At 37.6% G+C, this 22,216-nt stretch carries 19 protein-coding genes; 9 read left to right on the top strand and 10 right to left on the bottom strand.

Annotated features, from left to right (window positions below):
• Positions 1 to 158 precede the first annotated feature (158 nt).
• Both HMPREF3216_RS03825 and trxB read left to right on the top strand, forming a co-directional pair.
• Entirely contained in the window at positions 159 to 2,708 is a 2,550-nt protein-coding gene (locus HMPREF3216_RS03825) for a hypothetical protein (RefSeq protein WP_060787013.1), read from the top strand.
• Positions 2,709 to 2,776: 68 nt separating this feature from the next.
• Positions 2,777 to 3,718 (top strand): thioredoxin-disulfide reductase, encoded by a 942-nt coding sequence (trxB, locus tag HMPREF3216_RS03820; protein WP_060787012.1) that lies wholly within the window; start codon positions 2,777 to 2,779, stop codon positions 3,716 to 3,718.
• 97 nt (positions 3,719 to 3,815) lie between these two features.
• Here the strand turns inward: trxB and HMPREF3216_RS03815 are convergent, their stop codons facing one another.
• The 8 genes from HMPREF3216_RS03815 to rpmH all read right to left on the bottom strand — a co-directional run bounded on the left by HMPREF3216_RS03815 (position 3,816) and on the right by rpmH (position 9,963).
• Complete coding sequence (locus HMPREF3216_RS03815; protein WP_060787011.1) at positions 3,816 to 5,171, bottom strand: ParB/RepB/Spo0J family partition protein; 1,356 nt, start codon at positions 5,169 to 5,171, stop codon at positions 3,816 to 3,818.
• Entirely contained in the window at positions 5,171 to 6,121 is a 951-nt protein-coding gene (locus tag HMPREF3216_RS03810; RefSeq protein ID WP_081090954.1) for a ParA family protein, read from the bottom strand. Before HMPREF3216_RS03810 ends, HMPREF3216_RS03815 begins: the two co-directional genes overlap by 1 nt.
• A 303-nt stretch (positions 6,122 to 6,424) precedes the next feature.
• The gene (gene rsmG / locus HMPREF3216_RS03805) at positions 6,425 to 7,135 is read right to left on the bottom strand and encodes a 16S rRNA (guanine(527)-N(7))-methyltransferase RsmG (protein ID WP_060787010.1); all 711 of its coding nucleotides are present in this window, start codon (positions 7,133 to 7,135) and stop codon (positions 6,425 to 6,427) included.
• A 78-nt stretch (positions 7,136 to 7,213) separates the two neighbouring features.
• Positions 7,214 to 7,777 carry a Jag family protein gene (locus HMPREF3216_RS03800; protein ID WP_060787009.1) on the bottom strand — a complete coding sequence of 188 codons (564 nt, stop codon included), beginning with the start codon at positions 7,775 to 7,777 and terminating at the stop codon, positions 7,214 to 7,216.
• A 130-nt stretch (positions 7,778 to 7,907) separates the two neighbouring features.
• On the bottom strand, positions 7,908 to 8,918 hold the full coding sequence (gene yidC / locus HMPREF3216_RS03795) for a membrane protein insertase YidC (protein WP_060787008.1): 1,011 nt from the start codon (positions 8,916 to 8,918) through the stop codon (positions 7,908 to 7,910).
• A complete protein-coding gene (gene yidD / locus HMPREF3216_RS06190; protein ID WP_081090953.1) occupies positions 8,918 to 9,238 on the bottom strand; it encodes a membrane protein insertion efficiency factor YidD in 321 nt (106 codons plus the stop codon). The genes yidC and yidD overlap by 1 nt, the downstream gene beginning before the upstream one ends.
• A gap of 30 nt (positions 9,239 to 9,268) precedes the next feature.
• Positions 9,269 to 9,808, bottom strand: coding sequence for a ribonuclease P protein component (rnpA, locus tag HMPREF3216_RS03790; RefSeq protein ID WP_060787007.1), 540 nt, complete (start codon positions 9,806 to 9,808; stop codon positions 9,269 to 9,271).
• Positions 9,809 to 9,828: 20 nt separating this feature from the next.
• Positions 9,829 to 9,963 (bottom strand): 50S ribosomal protein L34, encoded by a 135-nt coding sequence (gene rpmH, locus HMPREF3216_RS06185; protein ID WP_004114029.1) that lies wholly within the window; start codon positions 9,961 to 9,963, stop codon positions 9,829 to 9,831.
• Positions 9,964 to 10,351: 388 nt separating this feature from the next.
• Here rpmH and dnaA point away from each other — a divergent pair, with 388 nt between their 5' ends.
• From dnaA to HMPREF3216_RS03755, 7 genes are all read left to right on the top strand, one after another.
• Positions 10,352 to 12,052 (top strand): chromosomal replication initiator protein DnaA, encoded by a 1,701-nt coding sequence (gene dnaA / locus HMPREF3216_RS03785; protein WP_419471002.1) that lies wholly within the window; start codon positions 10,352 to 10,354, stop codon positions 12,050 to 12,052.
• Positions 12,053 to 12,470: 418 nt separating this feature from the next.
• Positions 12,471 to 13,589, top strand: coding sequence for a DNA polymerase III subunit beta (dnaN, locus tag HMPREF3216_RS03780; protein WP_060787005.1), 1,119 nt, complete (start codon positions 12,471 to 12,473; stop codon positions 13,587 to 13,589).
• Between the two features lie 9 nt (positions 13,590 to 13,598).
• Positions 13,599 to 14,948, top strand: coding sequence for a DNA replication/repair protein RecF (gene recF, locus HMPREF3216_RS03775; RefSeq protein WP_060787004.1), 1,350 nt, complete (start codon positions 13,599 to 13,601; stop codon positions 14,946 to 14,948).
• Positions 14,945 to 15,436 (top strand): DciA family protein, encoded by a 492-nt coding sequence (locus HMPREF3216_RS03770; protein WP_060787003.1) that lies wholly within the window; start codon positions 14,945 to 14,947, stop codon positions 15,434 to 15,436. Before recF ends, HMPREF3216_RS03770 begins: the two co-directional genes overlap by 4 nt.
• Before the next feature lie 150 nt (positions 15,437 to 15,586).
• On the top strand, positions 15,587 to 17,662 hold the full coding sequence (gene gyrB, locus HMPREF3216_RS03765; protein WP_060787002.1) for a DNA topoisomerase (ATP-hydrolyzing) subunit B: 2,076 nt from the start codon (positions 15,587 to 15,589) through the stop codon (positions 17,660 to 17,662).
• Positions 17,663 to 17,733: 71 nt separating this feature from the next.
• Positions 17,734 to 20,373 carry a DNA gyrase subunit A gene (gene gyrA / locus HMPREF3216_RS03760; protein WP_060787001.1) on the top strand — a complete coding sequence of 880 codons (2,640 nt, stop codon included), beginning with the start codon at positions 17,734 to 17,736 and terminating at the stop codon, positions 20,371 to 20,373.
• On the top strand, positions 20,366 to 20,857 hold the full coding sequence (locus HMPREF3216_RS03755) for a DUF3566 domain-containing protein (RefSeq protein ID WP_060787000.1): 492 nt from the start codon (positions 20,366 to 20,368) through the stop codon (positions 20,855 to 20,857). The genes gyrA and HMPREF3216_RS03755 overlap by 8 nt, the downstream gene beginning before the upstream one ends.
• A gap of 130 nt (positions 20,858 to 20,987) precedes the next feature.
• On the opposite strand, the gene mscL is transcribed toward HMPREF3216_RS03755, so the two are convergent.
• Together mscL and HMPREF3216_RS03745 are read right to left on the bottom strand one after the other, a co-directional pair.
• Complete coding sequence (mscL, locus tag HMPREF3216_RS03750; protein ID WP_060786999.1) at positions 20,988 to 21,398, bottom strand: large conductance mechanosensitive channel protein MscL; 411 nt, start codon at positions 21,396 to 21,398, stop codon at positions 20,988 to 20,990.
• An 11-nt stretch (positions 21,399 to 21,409) separates the two neighbouring features.
• Positions 21,410 to 22,102: a phosphatase PAP2 family protein gene (locus HMPREF3216_RS03745; protein ID WP_060786998.1), complete on the bottom strand. Its 693-nt coding sequence runs from the start codon at positions 22,100 to 22,102 to the stop codon at positions 21,410 to 21,412.
• Positions 22,103 to 22,216 lie beyond the last annotated feature (114 nt).

The following is a 22,216-nucleotide window of genomic DNA, read 5'->3' as shown; positions in this document are numbered from 1 at the left end:
AATCAAAATAAATCAATACAGTGAGTGATAATTAAATCGAAACAACTAAACAACAATAAATGCAAAATGCAGAGCGTTTACTAAATTCTGCGATTACAATAATTGGTGGAATTTATTATTTACGCATATTCATTGCTCATTAGGAAGATGGGGAGTAGATGAAACCTCAGTTGGGAGACATTATACTTGATCGCTACGCTCTAGTATCGCCTTTACGAGAAGAAGCGGGAATTCAAGCTTGGAAAGCTAGCGACCGCATACTTGCTAGAGATTGTCAGCTTTTTATTGTGCGCGATCGCAGATTCCTTCCCGAAGTAAACACTATATCTTCCACTCTTGCACTATCTAGAATCCGCAAATTTACGCCAGTTTTAAAGATTCACAATGTAGACGACGTTGCAGTTATTATAACCGAATTGGATTCTGGAGTAACGCTAAACGACTACATAAAATCACATAGCTCTACATTGAGTTACGAAGCTATACGCTCTATTGTTGCCGAATCCGCAAATGCGCTTAACAAGCTGCTTTCTTCTGGCGTAACACATTATGCTATTTCCACCAACACGGTAAGAATCACCAAAAATGGCGTAGAACTAGCTTGCGCACCAATAAGTCCTCTGCTAAAAGACGTTACAGCTAAAAACACTTCGCAAAATCAAGCTAAAGAACAAGCGCAAAATTTGCCTAAAAGCATAGAAAATATTGCAACTCATCAGCTTTCTGCACTTCTATATGCTCTTCTTACACGCACCAGCTACACGCAAAATAATGCCGTTTTTAACATTTCAAGACTTACAGATGGCGTTCCTAGTGAATTCGTTATGATTTGCAAAAGAGGGCTTTCTTGCGCAGATAATTCAGATAATTCAGATATTATTCCAATGGCATCTATTGGAGAACTTTTAGCGCTTTTAGGAACATATACTCCTGTTAAAAATCTTGGCGAAAAAGATATTATTTTCGATGCAAAATCAAGCGAAGCTTCTATTCAAAAAGCATTACTTTTACCTTGCAAAGACGAGGATCTTGTTGATTTTCCAGAAGGATTATCTAAAAACGAAGATTTGCTTGAGAATCAATTATCTAGTCAAGAAGTTAGTGGAGTTTTAGATTCGATTGACTTAACTGCTAAAGATGAAGAAGTAAACTCCAAAAAGTCAGGTAAAAACGGTAAAAATACTGGACTTAAAAATGCCAGTAAAACCATTGGTGCTTTAAGTGCTTTACTAAAAAGAAATGGCAATAATTCTGCAAAAAATCTTGATTCCACGCCAGAATCTGACTCAACTGGAACAGACTACGACTTCCACGATATTGCGGCAGCAGAAATGGCAAATATCTTAGCTCCAACCGAGTTAGACGCCGATGATTCTATTTTCCACAATTTGTCTTCAACGTATACAAGTTTCCCTAGCTACACAACTGGTAAATCTTCTGGTGGGGAAGCTTACCAAACCAAGGAATCAGATAAGTCTGATGAGTCTAAAAAATCAGGCAAATCGAGTGAGGCGGATGAATCTAGTAAAAATGGTGAATCTAAAGAATCTGGCGAGGCTAGCGAATCTTCTGCTAACACTTACACAAACGAAAACAGTAGCAAAAATGCTCTAAACTCGTTAGATTCATTAAATTCAAGCGACGATTATTCACAAAAAAACGACTTATCTTCTCCATTAATGCCTAGAAGATTTGACTTTGAAGACCTTCTAAGCGACAACACAAAGCATACCGAACTGCTTTCTAGACCACAAAACTTTCCGTTGGAAGCAGAGTCAACAGGAAGAGTTCCAGTTGTAGACAGCAATGGGCGTTTTGTTGCCCCTGGCGAAGAATCCGCTAGAGCGTTGCGCCAAGAAGAGCTTGAAAATGAGGCATATGGCGAATATGGCAGCGAAACTTCTGTATTATCGTCTTATTCATCCATGCCTCCTAGCTTCCAACCGCATGAGCATAAAGAAGAATTGAAAGCAAATAAGAGTTCTGGGCAAAACGTTACAGACATTGCAGACGCTAAGATTTTTGGCGGAATTTCAACAAAAGTTCTGGCAATCGGCGTTGTTGCAATATTGATGATTGTTGTTTTTGCTATATCTTTGCACAGTCTTTTTAACTCTCACGAAGCACCATCTAACTTTGCAAAATCTAATACTTGGGATTCGCAAAGCGTTGAAAACGTACCATTTGGAAGTCAAGGTGTTCTTCCAGAAGATAAAAGCGATTCTGCTAAAAAGAAGCAGTCCGCCAAAACGGATGCAAATAAAACAGGCGAAAACAACAAAAACAATAAAAGTAACAAAAGCCTTAAAAACAAGCATCAAAAGCTTAATAAACACAAAAAGGTAAAGCAGGTTCCAAAGCCTAAAATGCCTACTAACAACACGCCTTACCCTATAGATATTCAGCAATTCTTGGAGAATACAGGCAATCAGCGCGGGTACGGTTACTACATGCACTTAACACAACCGCAAGAAGCGTACCGATTTGTTGTTTCAATTCGATCTTCGGGCGGCCATGGATATGTGATTGCAAACTCCAAGAATGACCCAAGCGCTGGAGATAAGGTTGCGGACTTTACTTTTGATGCAAGCGGCGTAACTGACGTAAAGTTTAAGAAGCCTATAACCGCACAAGATTTTATCTTGTGGGTGCCAGAAGGGTCTATACCTCAAAACGGGCTATACATAAACTATGTTAAAATTTATTAACTTTTATTGAGATTATTGAAATTACTAGGAATATTTATTAAAGATATTAGGATTATTAGGAATATTTTATGGAAGCAATGCAAAAGAACGTAATTATTATCGGTTCGGGACCTGCTGGATATACTTCTGCTTTATATTTGGCACGAGCAGGCTATAATCCTCTGGTTATTGCTGGCGCCTTAACTCCAGGCGGCCAACTTATGAACACTACAGAAGTGGAAAATTATCCAGGATTTGTGGACGGCATTTTAGGCCCAGACTTAATGGAAGCAATGCAAAAGCAAGCTGAAAAATTTGGCGCTCAGATTTTGCTTAACGATGTTGTTTCCGTAGACTTTAATGGCGATTTAAAAGCGGTTACAACAGACGACGGCGTAACTTACACATCTAAAGCTGTAATTGTTTCTACGGGCTCACAAGTGCGTAAATTGGGTGTTCCAGGTGAGCAGGAGTACTCGGGCCGTGGAGTTTCTTATTGTGCAACTTGTGATGGCTTCTTCTTTAGAGAAAAACCTATTGTTGTTGTAGGTGGAGGAGATTCTGCTTTCGAAGAGGCACTTTTCTTAACACGTTTTGGTTCTTCTGTAACACTTATTCATAGGCGTGATTCATTCCGCGCATCCAAAATTATGGTTGACCGCGCGCGCGAAAACAGCAAAATCAATTTTGTTTTAGATTCTGTTGTGTGCTCTGTAAACGGATCAGAAGAAGATGCGCAATCCGTAACTGTTAAAAATGTTAAAACGGGCGAAGTTAAAACTATTGACGCATCGGGCATTTTTGTTGCAATTGGCCACTCCCCATCTACTGGCTTCTTAAATGGCGCTTTAAAGCTTAACGAAGATGGCACTATTGCTGTTCAAGGTGCGTCTACCAAAACGTCGGTTCCTGGAGTGTTTGCAGCTGGAGACGTTGTAGATAGCGTGTATCGCCAGGCAATATCTGCCGCTGGAATGGGCTGCCGAGCCGCTCTTGATGCACAGGCATATCTAAATGATTTGAACGAATAATAGTTTTGTTCCACGTGAAACAAACCCCAATGGTTGATTTAACAACTCATTGGGGTTTTATTTTAGATATATTTCCGTATCAGATGTATCAGATGTATCAGCTGTTTTTATTTACTAAAATGCCGATTATTCTCTGCATTTCTTCTGGCGACGAAAACACAATCTCAATTCTTCCGTGATTTTCCGTACCCTTAATGGCAACTTTTGTGGCAAATCGCTCTTCTAGCTGCTTTCTAACAAGAGAAGATGCCCACTTGTTGTTTCTTTTACCCCTATTTCTCTTAGAAGAATCATCGCCATTATCTACTTTAATAGAAACAATCTCTTCCGTGCTGCGAACCGATAATCCTTCTGCAATAATACGCTTTGCAAGAGCTTCCATTTCTTCTGGGGAAGCTAACGCAAGAAGAGCGCGAGCATGACCTGCAGAAAGAACTCCAGAAGCAATATGCTTTTGAACGCTGGCTGGCAAGTTCAAAAGTCGCAAGGTGTTTGCGATTTGAGGGCGAGACTTAGAAACAGATTTAGAAAGTTGGATTTGCGTTAGTCCAAAATCATCAATCATTTGGGCATATGCTGCAGCTTCTTCAAGCGGATTTAATGCAACTCTGTGCAAATTCTCCAAAAGCGCATCTCGAAGCATATTTTCGTCGGAAGTGGTTCTAACAATCGCTGGAATCTTCTTAAGACCCGCTAGCTGAGTTGCTCTCCACCTTCGCTCACCCATTATTAATTCATAATGAGCCTTTTGTAGATCACCTTGACTGGCATCCTTGATTTTTCGCACAACAATAGGCTGCAAAACGCCAACTTCCTTGATTGAAGCAGACAATTCTTGAAGCTCTTCTTCATCAAAAATGGTACGTGGCTGATGAGCATTTGGAACAATATCACTTGGATCCAAGTATTCTAAATAACCGCCTTCAATAGGCTTAAGTTCTTGCGTTTGACCTGATTTTTTATCTTTTACATCATTTTCTACAGCGCTGTTTTTGCTGTTCTCTTCGTCTATTTGCTTTGAAGAGACAAATGACTTAGATGCAGAATCACCAAAGAAAAAGTCAATTGGCCTTGTAACGTCATCAATTGATGGCATAGAAGTTCGCTTTGCTGAATGCTTGTTTTTGCTTGCGATTGATGGCACTGTTTCACGTGAAACACCAGCATTTTTGCCCTGTTTTTGGCTTAAATGCGGGGAAATTGCGTTACCTACGCTAGGCACTTTAGCTGGTGATTTAGTTTCACGTGGAACACTTTCTTTGATATCTTTCTTTACATTTTCACCATTAGTTTCACGTGAAACAGCGTTTAAAGGTTTATCTTTCTTTTCATTTGTTTCATGTGAAACACTTTCAATCTTTTTTGTTGCCGAACCATTAAAATCATCTTCCCCAGGAAGAGTAGGGAATAAAGCTCCTAATCCTTTTCCCAAACGAGATTTACTTGCGCTCATTATGCGTTACCCTCTCTTTTTGAATCAATAACAGACAAAATTGCATCAGACCTATTAGCTATTTCAAGCGCAGCCTCTCTATAAGATACCGCACCAGTTCCATGAGGATCATATGTTATAACACTTTGATTAAAGCTTGGCGCTTCTGGAATCTTAACAGTTCGCGGAATAGTGGTATTAAGAACAATATTTGGATAATGTTTTTTAACTTCTTGAAAAACTTCTCTTCCCAAAAGAGTTCGCTTATCAAACATTGTTACAAGCATTGTAGAAACAAAAAGCGAAGGATTATAGTGTTTTTGAACCAAACCAATCGTTCTAATTAGCTGACCTAATCCTTCTAGCGCATAATATTCTGCTTGAATTGGTATAAGCATTTCGTGCACTGCACACATTGCATTAATTACTAAAAGACCAAGCGAAGGTGGGCAGTCAATAAACACATAATCGTAATGTTCTTCGCTAGAACGCAAGAAATCATCAATAGCATTTTTAAGAAGATTATTTCTGTCGTCCATTTGAGCAACTTCTAGTTCTGCGCCGCTTAACTCAATTGAGGCAGGAACAACATCTAATCCTGCAATATCTGGACAGCTTTGTTTAACTTCTGCAATAGTTTTTCTTCCTTCTATAACATCATAAATAGAAAGATCTGCAGAAGAATGGGGAATATTCATTGCTGTAGAAGCATTGCCTTGCGGATCCATATCAATAAGTAAAACTTTCGATCCGCCAACAGCCATTGCAGCTGATAAATTTACGGCAGAACTTGTTTTTCCAACTCCACCTTTTTGATTTGCAACCGCAATAAAACGCGTTTCTTTTGGCTTAGGGAAAATCACGCCATCAATGGCATGAAAGCGACTGGTTATATTTGCCAACTCGCTTCCTAACGAAGATCCAGAGTCGCCAAAAATACGCTTAATCGTATCTTCTGCTGATTCCACCATTACATACCACCCCTGCCCACCTATGGGAAATTACCATAACTTTAACCAATTTAACCGTAGTATTTTCAAGTTTCCTTTCTTCTATGGACATAAAACACCATAATAAGGCCCGCAAAAACACTACAAAAACAACTCGCCGTTTCACGTGAAACACTATATTTTACGACGTTTATGACGCTTTTTACTGCATATTTTATGACACTTTTTATAACGTTTTACGATGTTTCACATGAAACACTTTTCAAAATTTACAACCACTAATAAATAATTGATTTTAAAAAAGACATAGTCAAGTAGTCAAAATCAACCTTTATCAACTATAACAACGCTTGTTGATTGAAGTCCTTTTGCAACAGGAGCATCAACAACTCGGGGATTTAATCCTTTTACTTTTTTAATCATCTTTGCGGCTTTATCAATCTCCGCTTGTGCAGACTTTCCCTTTAAAGCAATTAACTTGCCATTCTTGTTTAGTAGTGGAATAGTCCATCCAGCTAATTTTGTCATAGGGGCAACAGCTCTACAAGTAACTACATCAAAAGCTGGAATTTCGTGAGACTTAACTTTAGCAATAACTTCGTCTGATCTTCCGTGAAAAACTGTAACATTTTTTAAGCCCATAAGCTCTACACATTCGTTTAACCAAAGAACTCGTCTTTCCATTGGCTCAATTAATGTTACTTTACAATCTGGCAAACAAGCAGCCACAACAATACCAGGGAAGCCACCGCCGCTTCCAACATCTGCAATCGACTTTTTATTTGACTTTTCAACGGCTTCTTTAACAAATGGAACAACAGCAGCAGAATTTAGAATATGTCTTTCCCAAAGAATACTCATATCTCTAGGGCCAACAAGACCTCGAACAAGCCCTTCTTGCTCAAGTTTCACGTGAAACATCTTGCATTTATCAAGAGCTTCGCCCAAAACTTCACCAAGCAAAGGGGATTCATCTAATTCATCCACTATATTTTGTGAATTATCAGCCTGTTCCATACCTAAAATCTCTTCCATACAACTAAGATCATCAAATAAAAAGTAACACAACAAAACATTTTTGTTCCGTTGTGTTACTTTTGTTCAAGCTAATTACTATTCAGCGTATTCTTCGTCTACGTCAACGTCTACGTCTACGTCATCATCAAGATCTTCATCTTCTACAGCGCTTGCTGGCATATAAACGCTAACATAGCGATGTGGTTCTTCTCCGTGAGATCTAGACCTTAAGCCTTCTTCTCTAACAGTATCGTGAACAACCTTGCGCTCAAACGAATTCATTGGCTTCAAATCAACAGGATCGCCAGTTTCACGAACCTCATCAACCGCGTCCAACGCAAGATCACGCAAATATTGGCGCTTACGCTTAAGGAATCCATCAACATCTACAATTAAGTGAGATCTTTCGCCAGTTTTTTGCTGAACCGCAAGACGGCTCAACTGTTGCAAAGCATCAACAACCTCTCCATCTCGGCCAATCAAATGCTTAATATCGGAATCATCATCCGCAACAATCTGAATCATTGGCCTATTGTTGCGAACACCCATCTCAATATCACCTTCGTAATCGGCAATATCTAGAAGTCCTTCTAAATAGTCGGCAGCTATATCAGCTTCCTCATTGAGCTGGTCAATGCTTCTGGTCTCGTCTTGTGCCATTTACATACTCCTTAATTTCAATAAATGTCAAGAATCACAATCTGTGTACAGTTTAACTGAAGATAAATCCAAATTTATAAATTATTTTAATAAATCTAATAAATAAATTCATATTTACTTCGTATTAACGTTATTTACTTGTTTTTCGCTTACGATTAGGCTGCTTACGCTGGAATCCTTCGGATTCTCTACGCTTAGCAACTTCTCGAGCCTGCTGAAGCTTTTCTTCTTCAATAGAAGGCAAACCTTCACGCTGGCGACGCTCAGATTCTTTCTTATAATCTCGCTTTTCTTTTTCTTCCGCAGCTGGAGAACCAGGAGTTGGGAAGGCATAAACCTGCCAAATAGAGCGAAGCATATTAATAATGTTGTTTACAAGCCAGTAAACAAGCATTGCAAATGGAAGAGCAAATGCAGAGAAAACGTAAATAAGCGGGAATCCCCACATCATAAGCTTCTGCATAGTGTACTGGCTGCCTTGCTTAGATTCTGGTGGAAGATTCTTACGAATATTGTTAAATTGCATGTACCACATTGCAGCACACATCAAAATAACAAAGATTACAATAACAACTTTTCCGCCTGCTTGAACCGTCATAAACGTGTCGGAAACACCAACGCCAAATACGTGCGTTTTAACGAATTGCTGCGCTGTAGCAATATCAAAAGCACCCAAAGAAGCATGCTTTCCTCTAGCAATAAATGGAATAACGGAAAGCGTATACCAAATACTCATAAATGCTGGGCCTTGAATCATCATTGGCAAGCAGCTTCCAGCAGGATTTGCGTTATTCTCCTGATACAGCTTCATCATTTCTCGCTGCATGGCTTCTTTGCTAGCAGAATCGTTTTTGCCCTTGTACTTTTGCTGAATTTTCTTCATTTTAGGAGCAATCGCTTGCATATTGCGCATGCCCTTAATGCTTTTAAGGAAGGCAGGGAATATGCACGCGTGCACAACAAGCACAAGAAAGACAATTGAAAGAACCCAGGAGAACCCAATTTCATTCATTCCAATAAGAACAAATAGCTTGTGGAAAAACGCCATTACTTGAGTCATAAGCCACTCAACTGGCGTGAGGATTTTATAGAACCATCCCCAGAATCCGCTATCAAGTAAGAAATGATCTTGATTAAACATTAGTTTTCCTTGTCTTGTTCAGCCAAGGGAGTTAACCGAGGCTCTTCATGCGCTTTAGACCAAGCGCAACGATAAAAAATTGAATATTTGCGTGGTACATCGTCAATACTGCAGCTAGTCCATGGTCTACAGCGCAACAGCCGTAAAACGGCCAGAATACCACCTTTAAACGCCCCATAGCGGCTAACGGCTTCTATAGCGTATCTTGAGCACGTTGGATAGTATCTGCAGCAGGCTGGTCTATTGGCAGAAATTGCGCGCTGATACCAACGAATGGATTTTATAATCCAATTCGCTACAACACTTTTTCTACCACTCATAGCCGTATCACTATTCCTTAAATCAACTTATTAAATCAACTTATTGTTGTTTTCGCTGATTAAAAGCGGTTCTGCTGCTTGATTTAATTTGTGATTTATTTCTGCGGATTCTTGATTTTTATCTTGATTTCTTGCTATTTTTCCAAAAATCTTTTTAATCTGCTCATTCAACGATTCAAACGAAGCACTAGCTGCAGTAGGTTTGGCTCTTAAAACTACGTCACAACCATTTGGAAGTAACGATTGATGTTCTTTTGCTATTGCTCTAAAGCGTCTTTTTACTTTATTCCTAACAACAGCTTTACCTACATTTTTAGATACAGCAAGCCCGAGCCTTAAAGCAACGCCATTTTTTTGATGCTGCTTTAAGGTATCACAAAATGCCGCGAGTGCATCATCTTTACAACCCGTGGCAATCTTATTCAGACTTGTTTCTTCGCCTTCGTTAAGCGCGTTTAACACGGCTATATCGCCACGCATACTGTAATGCGCGACGATATCCCGTGAACACACTTTGCGTCGTTTTTTGAGTACCGCAACAAAATCACGATGGCTTTTCAGCCTATCCATGCTTTACGACGCGCCCCATCTCAGGCAGATAGTGTCTTACGGCCCTTGGCACGACGACGATTAATCACGGCGCGGCCAGCACGCGTACGCATGCGAACGCGGAAGCCGTGCTTCATGTGACGACGACGGTTGTTAGGCTGGAATGTCCTCTTCATAACTAACGCTCCTGTATTTGGCCATGCAAAAGCACGGCTCCGTATGAGTCAAGCTATACTAAATTACTATTACCCCTCACCAATAGTCAAAAAATCTTTTTACAAACGTGTTTAAAAGCATGTTTTAAAAAGTCAAAATTTATTGTACTTTAAAATTTTCTGTGTTATTTTTGCCATATAAGCCTCTTATAAAAGCCTTGGAAAATGTGGATTAACAGCTTTTATCTTATCCACAAATTACACACATGTTATTCACAATTGAGTATTTTCAACACGCGAGGCTGTGGATAACTTCTTAGGGTCGGAGTAAACATATTCTACTAGCACTCTTTACGCGCGCGTGTAAACATATATTTTTCACTCAGCAAGATGTAAAGAAGCTCATAAAATGTTTCTGCCAGATTTTAGGGGGTGTAACATGACAGATTCCTTTAGTGACCCAAATGCACAGGCCACTATTGTATGGTCAAATACTCTTGCCGTGTTACGTCATAATGCTCTTCTAAGCAACCGTGATAAAAGCTGGTTTGAAAGCGTAAAACCTGAATCTATTTTTGGAACAACAATCGTTCTTTGCGTTTCTAACATAGAAACACAGCAGGCTTTGCAAAATGAGCTTAGTTCTGCTTTGCTTACATCATTAAAAATTTGCACTGGAAAAGACATGTTTCCAGCCTTCAAGATTGTTCCTACAACAGAAACTAGCAGTGAAAGCTCTTCTAGCGAATCTAATTTAAGTGATTTTAATAAAAATACACAAGATTCATCTAATACTTTTTCATCTTCTCTAGAAGAATCTAATCAATCTTCTGATTCTTCATCTGATTTTTCAAATAATATAAAATCTGATTTTGATGAGGAAAATAGCATTTCTAACATTTCTAACAATGTTGAAAACTTATCATCTTCTAACTCATCTCCTATTCAAAAAGATTTTGACTACGCAACTGGCCTAAATACCATGCAAAACACTGGTTTGGCAGCTTCGGATATTAATGGGCAACAAGCAAAAATCCCTTCTTCAATAAAAAGGGACCCTGTTACTCACTTAAACACTTGCGCAACTTTTGACACTTTTGTTCCTGGAGATTCTAATCGTTTTGCACGCACAGTTGCTTTAGCTGTTGCAGAAGGATCTGGAAAAGACTTTAATCCTTTATGTATTTACGGCGGATCTGGCTTAGGCAAAACACATTTGCTTAATGCTATTGGCAACTATGCTCTTGTTAAGGATTCATCTCTTAAGGTTCGTTATATTACCAGTGAGGAATTTACTAACGAATTTATTGAAGCTTTACAAAATACGAGTCAAAATCAGGGTCAAATCGCTAACTTTAACAGAAAATTCCGCGAAGTTGATGTTCTTTTAATTGACGACATTCAGTTTTTGGGTGGAAAAGAAGCAACACTGGAACAGTTCTTCCACACATTTAATGCTCTTTACCAAGCAAGTAAAAGAATTGTTATTGCTTCGGATGTTGCTCCTAAAAATCTTAGAGGATTTGAAGCAAGACTTATTTCTAGATTTGAATCTGGTTTAACTGTTGATATTAAGCCACCTGATTTAGAAACGCGAATCGCAATTCTAAGAATGATGGCATCGATGAACAATTCTAACGTTCCTAGCGATGTTTTAGATCTTATTGCGGAGCGTTTTACAGAAAATATTCGCGAACTCGAAGGTGCTTTAACTAGAGTTACTGCTGTTGCATCTTTAAGTAATCAACCTGTTAGCAAAGCATTGGCTGAGCAGGCTTTACAAGATTTCTTTGCTTCCGATATTGAAATTCGCCCAACGGATATTATTGGCCAAGTTGCTAAATATTTCCATATGACATTTGACGAGATTGTTGGCAGATCTAGAACTAAGAATGTTGCTTTGGCCCGTCAAATTGCAATGTATTTAGCTCGAGAAATGACGAGTATGAGTCTTGTTGATATTGGTGAAGTTTTTGGAGGCCGTGATCACACAACGGTTATGCATGCTTATACGCGAATCAGCGGTGAGATGCAAGAAAAGCAGGAAATTTATAACTACGTTATGGAGTTGACTGTTAGATTAAAGCAAAACCCATCAAATAAAAAGTAGTTTTACACAAATCTATACAACTCTGTGAATTAATTTAAAAAAAGTTATCCACATAGTTAGTCACAAATGTGGTCAAATCCTGCGAATAAGCGGTGGAAAACGCCGAAAAAATCGTGAATAAGTTGTTTATAAAAGCTTTAAAAATGTGGATATTCAAAAAAATAGCTTTTATTGTGGATAACTTACTTAGTTTTGCACATAAATATGCATATTTTATCCACATTTTTCTTATGTTAATAATGGCTTTAATTAAACGCTTCTAAGCACATATCAACATTTACACAAGCTTTATTATTACTATTACTTTTATTTTTTAAATAAAAATAATAATTTCTCTTAAAATACGCCTTTTAAACAAATTAGATTTTCATTAGACCATGAGATAGAATAAACACAGTTTTACAAGAAATGAGGAAATATGAAAGTTGAAGTTAATTCCGCTTCTTTTGCAGACGCACTATCTTGGACTACTCGAGTTATAGATAATCGTCCGTCTAATCCTATTCTTGCAGGATTAAAACTAGAAGCAAAAGATGGAACTCTACAACTTTGTGCTTTTAACTATCAGCTTTCTAGTCGTCATCATATTGAAGCTGGTGTAGATGAAGCAGGTAGTGTACTTGTTTTAGGTAGATTACTTGCAGATATAACAAAATCTTTGCCAGCAGAAAAAACTTATTTATCTTCTAACGAAACAACTCTTACAATTACTTCTGGAAAATCAACCTTTACTTTGCAATTAATGCCAGAAGGTGAATATCCAGATTTACCAGAAATTCCTTCAAAACTAGGTCAAGTTGATGCACCTACTTTTGTTCAAGCAGTAAATCAAGCTTCTGTAGCAGTTTCTAGAGAAGAAGATAGACCTGTTTTAACGGGGATTCATGCACACTTTGAAGATGATACTGTTACTTTTACAGCTACAGATAGATATCGCCTTGCTCGATCAACTTTTAAGTGGACTCCAGATCACAGTGATATAAACGTTTCTACCCTTATTAAGGGAAACATTCTTAAAGATATTTCTCGCTCAGTTGATGAACATCAAAATATTATTATTAATTTAAACAGTGATGAACCTTCTATTCTAGGATTTGAAAATTCTGGAAGAGTTAGTACTTCTCAACTTATTGATGGAGAATTTCCTTCTGTAGACCGCTTATTTGTTGATGAATATCCTATTCATGCAATTATTAATCGACAAATGCTAATTAATGCAATAAAGCGTGTATCTATTGTTGCAGAAAAAGATGCTCCAATTTACATGTCTTTTACTTCAGATGAACTTACTTTAAGTGCTGGAAACGATTCTGAATCTAAAGCAAAAGAAACTATTGATATAGACATGGATGGGCAAGATATTATTGTTGCATTTAATCCTAATTATTTGATTGAAGGATTAAGTGCTATTAGTGAGCCTTTTATTCATGCAAAAATCACTTCTGCTATTAAGCCTGTTGAATTTAATGGTCAACAAGAAGCAGATGGTGATGAATCTATGAATTATAGGTATCTTGTTGTTCCAATGCATCCTTAAGCTGAATAAATGTATGTTTCAAAACTTGCATTAGATAATTTTCGCTCTTGGAATAGTTGTGTACTCAACTTTTCCCCAAAAATTAATATTCTAATTGGTTCAAATGGCTTAGGTAAAACTAATATTGTTGAATCTTTAGAAGTTATTTCAACGGGAACAAGTCACAGAGTATCTTCTTTAATACCACTAATAGAGCGTAGCTATAATTGTGCTACTATACGAGCAAATGTTAAGGATTTTAATAATAATTCAATAAATAATAGTGAAAATAATTTAGATGAAACAACTTTTGAATTAAGTCTTAATTTAAAAGGTGCTAATAGAGCAAGAATTAACGGTAAAAAATCTTTATATATGAAAGATATAGTCGGTTTAATTCCTTGTGTTTCTTTTACTCCAAGAGATCAAAATTTGATTGTTTCAGATCCTACTGTTAGAAGAACATTTTTAGATCAAGCTGGAGCATTATTAATACCAAACTATTTGCCTGTTTTACAAGAATATAATCACATTGCAAAGCAAAGATCTGCACTTTTAAAAAATTTATCTAATAATTATTCATTAAATTCAATGGATAATTACAATGAAGGTAATTACAATAAAATTTCTGATTTAGAAGTATGGACTGCTAAGTTTATAGAAGCTGGAATAATACTTACAAAATTACGCAAGCAAATAATAGAATTAATTAACGAAGTTTTTTCAAATATTGTTGAACAACTCTCTAACTCATCTAATTTTGCGTTAATAGAATACAATCCTTCTTTTAAAGAGGTTGATTCTAACGAAAATAATGATGATTCTATTCGATTTTCAATTAGTGAACATTTTCAAAGAATCTACACTGGAGAAGTTGCAAGAGGATATAACCTAATAGGACCTCACAGAGATGATTTTAATATATTAATTAATAATTATCCTGCAAAAGAATTTGCTTCCAATGGTGAATCCTGGACTCTTGCATTAGCTTTAAAAATGGCTTTATTTAAGTCATTAGAAAAAAAGAATGGTAAAAAACCTATTGTTATTTTAGATGATGTTTTTGCACAACTAGATGAGTTTAGAAGAAAGCAAATTTTAGAGTTTGCAAAAAATCAGGATCAAGTTTTTATTACTGCTGCTTCTTTAAGTGATATACCACAAGATAAAAGTGTGCTAGAAAACTCTATTATTGATGTTTCTAAAATAGCAAAAGATCAAAAGTTAAATGAAAATAAATCGTTAGAAAATAATATTGATATTAATCATAAAAATTTGTTGGAAAATATTATTAATAGTCGTAAAGATAGCGTTGATTATAGCGTTGATTATGTTGATGATTCTAAAAATGAATCCAATAATTTGGGGGATATTAAATGAAAATTCCCGTAAATAAAATATTAAAATTAGACACAAGAAAGCTTCCAGAACTTATTTTTATGCCTATTAAAAAGAAGGCAATAAAAAAAGTAGTTAATGAACAAAATGCTTATAAAGCTTGGGAAAGTTTTGGAAAACCAGGTAGAGATCCTCAAAATATTTATTCTTTATTGGGTAATTATGCCAATCAAAATAACTGGAATGAACCACTTGCTATAGCAAAAATGAGAGAAGATTGGTGGAAAATAGTTGGAAAAAGTGCATCTTTAAATTGTTATATTGACACAATAAAAGATGGCATTTTAATAGTTAGAACAAAATCAAATGTTTGGTATACGCAACTTACTTATTGCAAACCTATGCTTGAGAAAAAAATATTTGAATATTCAAAAGATATAAAAATTAAAGAAGTTAAAATAGTTGGACCTTCTTTGCAAAAAATGGGCAAAAAATCAATTAATAGAAGGTTTAATATTAAGAATTACTAATAAAGGCTCTTAATAAAGAGCGGTCATTATGTGTGTGTAGAATGTCATGTAATGTAGTTAAATCGCTAGAAACCCCGTTTTTGTGCTTTCTAGCGTGTATCGACCTCGTAAATGCCTCTCGGCATGAGGTAATACGGGAAGGGATCTAAAGTGTTAAACACTGAAGATAATTCAATGGAAAATTCTGTTGAAGAACATAAGCTCGATGATGCTCAGCTCGACGATTCACTTTCTCCTGAACATTATGATGCTAGCGATCTTCGAGTTCTTGAAGGTTTGGAAGCAGTTCGAATTAGACCAGGTATGTATATTGGTTCAACTGGACCTAGAGGCTTGCATCACCTTGTATATGAGATTGTAGATAATTCGGTTGATGAGGCTTTGGCTGGTTATGCTTCTCACATTGAAGTGACGATTTTGCCAGACAATGCTATAAAAGTTGTTGATGATGGTAGAGGTATTCCAGTTGATGAAGTGCCAGGCGAAGGTGTTTCTGGTGTTGAAACAGTTATGACAAAGCTTCACGCTGGTGGAAAGTTTGGCGGCGGTGGATACGCTGTTTCTGGTGGTTTGCACGGCGTTGGTATATCTGTTGTAAATGCACTTTCTACGCGTGTAGAAATTGAGGTTCGTCGCCAGGGATTCCACTGGACTCAAACGTATGTAAATCAGCATCCAACGGCTCCATTGGCAAAAGGTAAGCCAATGGAAGATGGTGAATCTACTGGTACTTCTGTAACATTCTGGCCAGATGGTGCAATTTTTGAAACAACTGTTTATGATTTTGAAACTTTGCGTTCTAGATTCCAGCAGATGGCTTTTCTAAATAAGGGATTAAAGATTTCTCTAACAGATTTGCGTAAGCCTGATGAGGCAGGAGATGAAGTTACTGGAGAATCTGAATTAGCTAGCGAAGAAAAGCATCAGAGTGTTAGCTACAAATATGATCACGGAATTAAAGATTACGTTGATTATTTGGTTAAATCACGTAAATCTGTTCCAGTAGAGCCAGATGTTATTGATTTTGAAGCAGAAGATCTTGAAATTGGTATATCTGCAGAAATTGCTATGCAGTGGACTGTTGCTTATTCGGAAGCTGTTCACACTTTTGCAAACACGATTTCTACAACCGAAGGTGGTACTCACGAAGAAGGATTCCGTGCTGCATTAACATCTTTGGTAAATCGTTATGCTCGAGAAAAGAACATATTAAAAGAAAAAGATACTAATCTTTCTGGTGATGATGTTCGCGAAGGTTTAACTGCAGTTGTTTCTGTAAAGATTACAACTCCTCAGTTTGAAGGTCAGACTAAAACAAAGCTTGGAAATTCCGAAGCTAAGACATTCGTTCAGCGAGTTATGACCGAAAAGCTTGGAGATTGGTTCGACGCTCATCCAAGTGAAGCAAAGAATATTATTCAAAAAGCTATTGAAGCATCGCGTGCGCGTCTTGCAGCTAAGAAAGCTCGCGAAAATACGCGTAGAAAGTCAATATTTGAAACAGCTGGAATGCCAGATAAATTGAAGGATTGCCAGTCTAATAATCCAGAAGAGTGCGAGCTGTTTATAGTGGAGGGTGATTCCGCAGGTGGCTCCGCAATTCAAGGACGAGATCCTATTACGCAGGCAATTTTGCCATTGCGCGGTAAGATTTTGAATACTGAGCGTGCTTCAATCGATAGAATGATGAAGTCGGAAACTATTGAATCCTTAATTACTGCTGTTGGCGGCGGTTATGGCGAAGACTTCGATTTAAGCAAAGTTCGTTATCACAAAGTCATTATTATGGCAGATGCTGATGTTGATGGCGCTCATATTGCAACATTGAACTTAACACTGTTCTTCCGCTATATGCGTCCTATGATTACTGCTGGATATGTGTATGTTGCTATGCCACCTTTGTACCGTTTAAAGTGGAGCAAGGGTGCGCATGACTTTGTGTATACAGATGCTGAGCGAGATAGAGTTTTGGCAGAAGGTAAAGCCGCAGGTAGGCAACTTCCTAAGGGTGAAGGCATTCAGCGATATAAGGGCTTGGGTGAGATGAGCTATCAGGAGTTGTGGGAAACAACAATGGATCCTGAGCATAGAATCTTAAAGCAAATTCATATTGAAGATGCTGCTCGAGCCGATGAAACGTTCTCAATGCTTATGGGAGACGAAGTGGAACCTCGTAGGCTATTTATTCAGCGTAATGCTCACGATGCAAGATTTATTGACGCTTAAAAATATTAATCGTTAGTAGATTAAACAGATTAAGGTAATAAACTTTAAAAGCTAAATAAGAAGGAATTGCAGTGGTAGACGAAATAAATGCCGCTAATAATAGCGAAGAGCCAGATCAGCTGCCTGACGGTTCAATGGAACCACAAAGTCCGCAAGAATCAGATAGCACCGATTATGGATTAATGAAGGGTGCGCGCGTAAAGCACATGGATTTGCAGCAAGAAATGCGTGAATCTTACCTTGCTTATGCACTTTCTGTTATTGTTGAGCGCGCTTTGCCAGATGTTAGAGATGGTTTAAAGCCAGTACATCGTCGCGTTATTTATGCAATGTACGATGGCGGTTATAGGCCTGATCGTGGTTACAACAAGTGCTCTCGCGTTGTTGGCGATGTTATGGGTAAATATCACCCACACGGTGATTCTGCTATTTACGACACTTTGGTTCGTATGGCTCAATCTTGGTCAATGAGATATTTGCTTGTAGATGGTCAAGGAAACTTTGGTTCCCCAGGTGATGATCCTGCAGCAGCAATGCGTTATACAGAATGCCGTATGGCACCTCTTGCTATGGAAATGGTTCGAGATATTGACAAAGATACTGTTGATTTCTTGCCAAACTACGATGGAAAAACACAAGAGCCAACGGTTTTGCCATCTCGTTTTCCAAATCTTTTAGTTAATGGTTCTGCAGGTATTGCTGTTGGTATGGCAACCAATATTCCACCTCACAATATGCGTGAGGTTGCAGATGGTGTTCACTGGGCTTTGGATCACCCAGATGCCAGCAATTCCGAGCTTCTTGAGGCATTAATTCAGCGAATTAAAGGTCCAGATTTTCCTACTGGTGCAACAATCTTAGGTCATAAGGGAATTGAGCAAGCGTACCGTACTGGCCGTGGCTTAATTACAATGCGCGCTGTTGTTAATACCGAGGAAATTAAGGGTCGTATGTGCTTGGTTGTTACCGAGCTTCCATACCAGGTAAATCCTGATCGCTTGGCTGCTTCTATTAGAGAAGCTGTGCGAGATGGTAAGATTCAGGGCATTGCAGATATGCGCGATGAAACGTCTGGTCGTACTGGTCAGCGTTTAGTGCTTGTTCTTAAGCGAGATGCTGTTCCAAAAGTTGTTCTTAACAATCTTTATAAGCATTCGCAATTGCAGCAAACATTTGGTGCAAATATGCTTGCGCTGGTTGATGGTGTTCCTAGAACTTTGAGTTTGGATGCTTTTATTCGTCATTGGGTAAGTCACCAGCTTGAAATTATTGATAGGCGTACACGCTACTTAAAGCGAGAGGCCGAAGAGCGAGATCATATTTTGCAAGGCTACTTAAAAGCTTTGGATATGATTGACGAAGTTGTGGCATTAATTAGGTCTTCTAAAGATGTTGATTCTGCCCGTTCGGGATTGATGAATTTGTTAGACGTTGACGAAGTTCAAGCAGATGCCATTCTTGCAATGCAGCTTCGTAGACTTGCAGCTTTGGAGCGACAGAAGATTCTTGATGAACACGAAGAATTGATGCGCAAGATTGAAGATTATAACGATATTCTTGCAAGCCCAGAACGTCAGCGCAAGATTGTTGGCGATGAGCTTGATGAAATCGTAGCCAAATATGGCGATGATCGCAGAACTAAGATTCTTCCATTCTCGGGAGAAATGAATGTTGAAGATCTTATTGCCGAAGAAAACGTTGTTGTAACAGTTACTCGCGCAGGCTACATTAAGCGCACGAAGGCAGATGAATATCGAGCACAACACCGCGGCGGTAAAGGTATTAAGGGAGCAAAGCTTCGTGAAGATGATGTTGTAGATCACTTCTTCTTAACGTCTACTCACAATTGGCTTTTGTTCTTTACTAATCGCGGACGCGTTTACAGAATTAAAGCATATGAGCTTCCAGAAGGATCAAGAGATTCTAAGGGCCAGCATGTTGCAAATCTTCTTCAATTTACTCCTGGAGAAACAATTCAGACGGTATTGTCAATTCAAAATTATGATGTAGCAAAGTATTTGGTGTTGGCAACTCGTTCTGGAAAAGTTAAGAAAACTGCTTTGCAAGAGTATGATTCTCCACGTCAAGGTGGTTTGATTGCTGTACGACTAATGGCAAATGAAGAAACTGGAGAGCCAATAGACGAGCTGATTGGTGCAGCTTTGTGCAACCCAGAAGATGACATTATTCTTGTTTCTAAGCTTGGTATGAGCCTTAAGTTTAGGGCAGATGATGAGCAGCTTCGACCAATGGGTCGCCAGACTGCAGGCGTTCAAGGCATGCGATTTAGAGATGGCGATGAATTGCTGGATATGGATGTTGTATCTGTAGACACAAGCAAAGATCTTCTTGTTGTTACAAACGAAGGATTTGCCAAGCGTACCGCTATTGAAGAATATCGCTTGCAAGGCAGAAACGGCTACGGTGTTAAGGCAGTACAGCTTGCAGAAGGACGCGGTTCTTTGGTTGGTGCCTTGATTGTAGAAGAAACCGATCAAGTAATGGCCATTATGAAGTCTGGTAAAGTGATTCGTTCCGATGTTAACGAGGTTAAGCGCACGGGTAGAACAACTCAAGGTGTAACTCTTGCTAAGCCAGACAAGGGTGATGAAATCATCTCTATTGCTCGAAATGAAGAAAGAGATGATGAAGATGAATCTCAAAATGAACAGTCAGCAGAAAATACTAGTGAAAGGAACTTAGATGAGTGAGGATTTTGAAACATCCAATAACAAAGTTAATGGTGAATCTAGCACTAGTTCTCCAAGAACAGTAGGTGCAACAGCCTCATCTTCTTCTAATGGATATTCTTTTAGAAAGCCAGCTCAGCCTAGAGCTAGAAGAATGAGTCTTTCGCTAGTTAGAGTGGACGCATGGTCTGTTGCAAAAGTAACATTTTTACTAAGTGTTGCTGGAGGAATAATACAGGTTATTGCAGCTGGATTAGTGTGGCTATTCTTAAACATGGTTGGTGTATTTGATCAGGTAACTCAGATTGTTTCATCAACAGGTTTAGATAGCAACGGTTTTAATCTTGCAGACGTATTTTCTTTGCCAACTGTTTTAAGTGCTGTAATAATACTTTCGGTTGTAGAAATAGTGATAATAACACTGCTATCTGCGATTGGATCTTTGCTTTATAACGTTGTTGGATCCTTAGTTGGAGGAATTCACTTAACTCTTGGTGATGACTAGAATTAAGCGATAACTAGAATTAAGTAAATAAGATTAAACATAATTAATCCCCACTAAACTCATAAAGTGAATTAGTGGGGATTATTATTTATGGGGATTGATATTTAAAAAATGATTTATAAGTTAAAAACTATTTTTTAGAAGATAAATCTCGAATATCTTCCAAGATTTTAATCATTTTTTCTTCGCGATCTTTGCGTTTTTCTTCCTCGGTCTTTTCTTTTTCAACCTGCAAGAAAGGAAGACCAATCTCCCTTAATTTGTTAATAGGAAGAACAATGCAAAAATAAACGGCTGCGGCAACAATAAGGAAGTTTAAGACTGCTCCAAGAACAGCTCCAAACGAAATTGTTGCACCGTTTATGGTTATTGTTAAAACGCCATCAAGATCTGGCTTTCCGCAAATTATTGCTATAAGCGGATTAATAATATTTTTAACAATCGAAGTAACAACAGAAGTTACGGCGCTGCCCATAACAACACCAACTGCCATGTCGATTACACTGCCTCGTGCAATAAATTTTTTGAAACCGTTAAGCATTTTATTTCAATCTACCTTTTTAGTATTTTATTATTAATAAAACTATTGTTTTTAAAGAAATCAAGAATATACATAACTAATATTGGATACATTATTGCAGAGGTTAAAACATCGGTAGGGAAGTGTGCTGCAACAATAAGTCTAGAAAGTGCAACAACAATAACAACAATAATGCTAATGATTAATCCAAGTCTTAAGAAGGCTTTATTGGCTGTATAAATAATCATAAGAGCCATTGCACAAATAGCTACAGCTGCTGCAGTGTGACCACTTGGAAAACTTGGGTCTGGTGGAACTTTAATTTTTATTCCAATAAACGGTCTAGGACGATGAACTATAAATTTAACTGCAAAAATATAAATCATTGGCAGAAGGCAAGTTACCAGTTGTACTAGAGTTATGCGCCAATCGCGTTTAATAAAATAAGAAACAATTGCCAAAATGCAAAGTATAACAATGCAAGATTTTGTAGAAAAAACTATTGCAAGAAGTTTAGAAAAAGACATTATAAAAGATGGAGAATAGTTATGGAAAAATGCCACTATTCCTGCTTCAAAAAATCTTTCTGCCTTATTAACAAGCAAAACTTTACCTATTAGCGGAATTAAAATCGCAAGAAGTATAACAATAGAAGACTTTTTATTATTTGTTATTTGGAATTTTATTTTTTCCAAAAAGTCGTAGAATTTATTTTTTTGATCCATATGTTAAAGATTACACGTAGAAATATATAATAAAAGTGTATTATAAATGAATGTTTATAAGTGCTTATTTGTTTATTTTGCGTAATTTTGTAAAAATGTAGTATATAAATGAAT

Origin of the sequence: Gardnerella vaginalis (genome assembly GCF_001546455.1) — a bacterium.
GTDB lineage: Bacteria > Actinomycetota > Actinomycetes > Actinomycetales > Bifidobacteriaceae > Bifidobacterium > Bifidobacterium vaginale_B.
The sequence above is the reverse complement of the archived record's forward strand: the minus strand, read 5'-3'. Positions and strand labels throughout refer to the sequence as shown.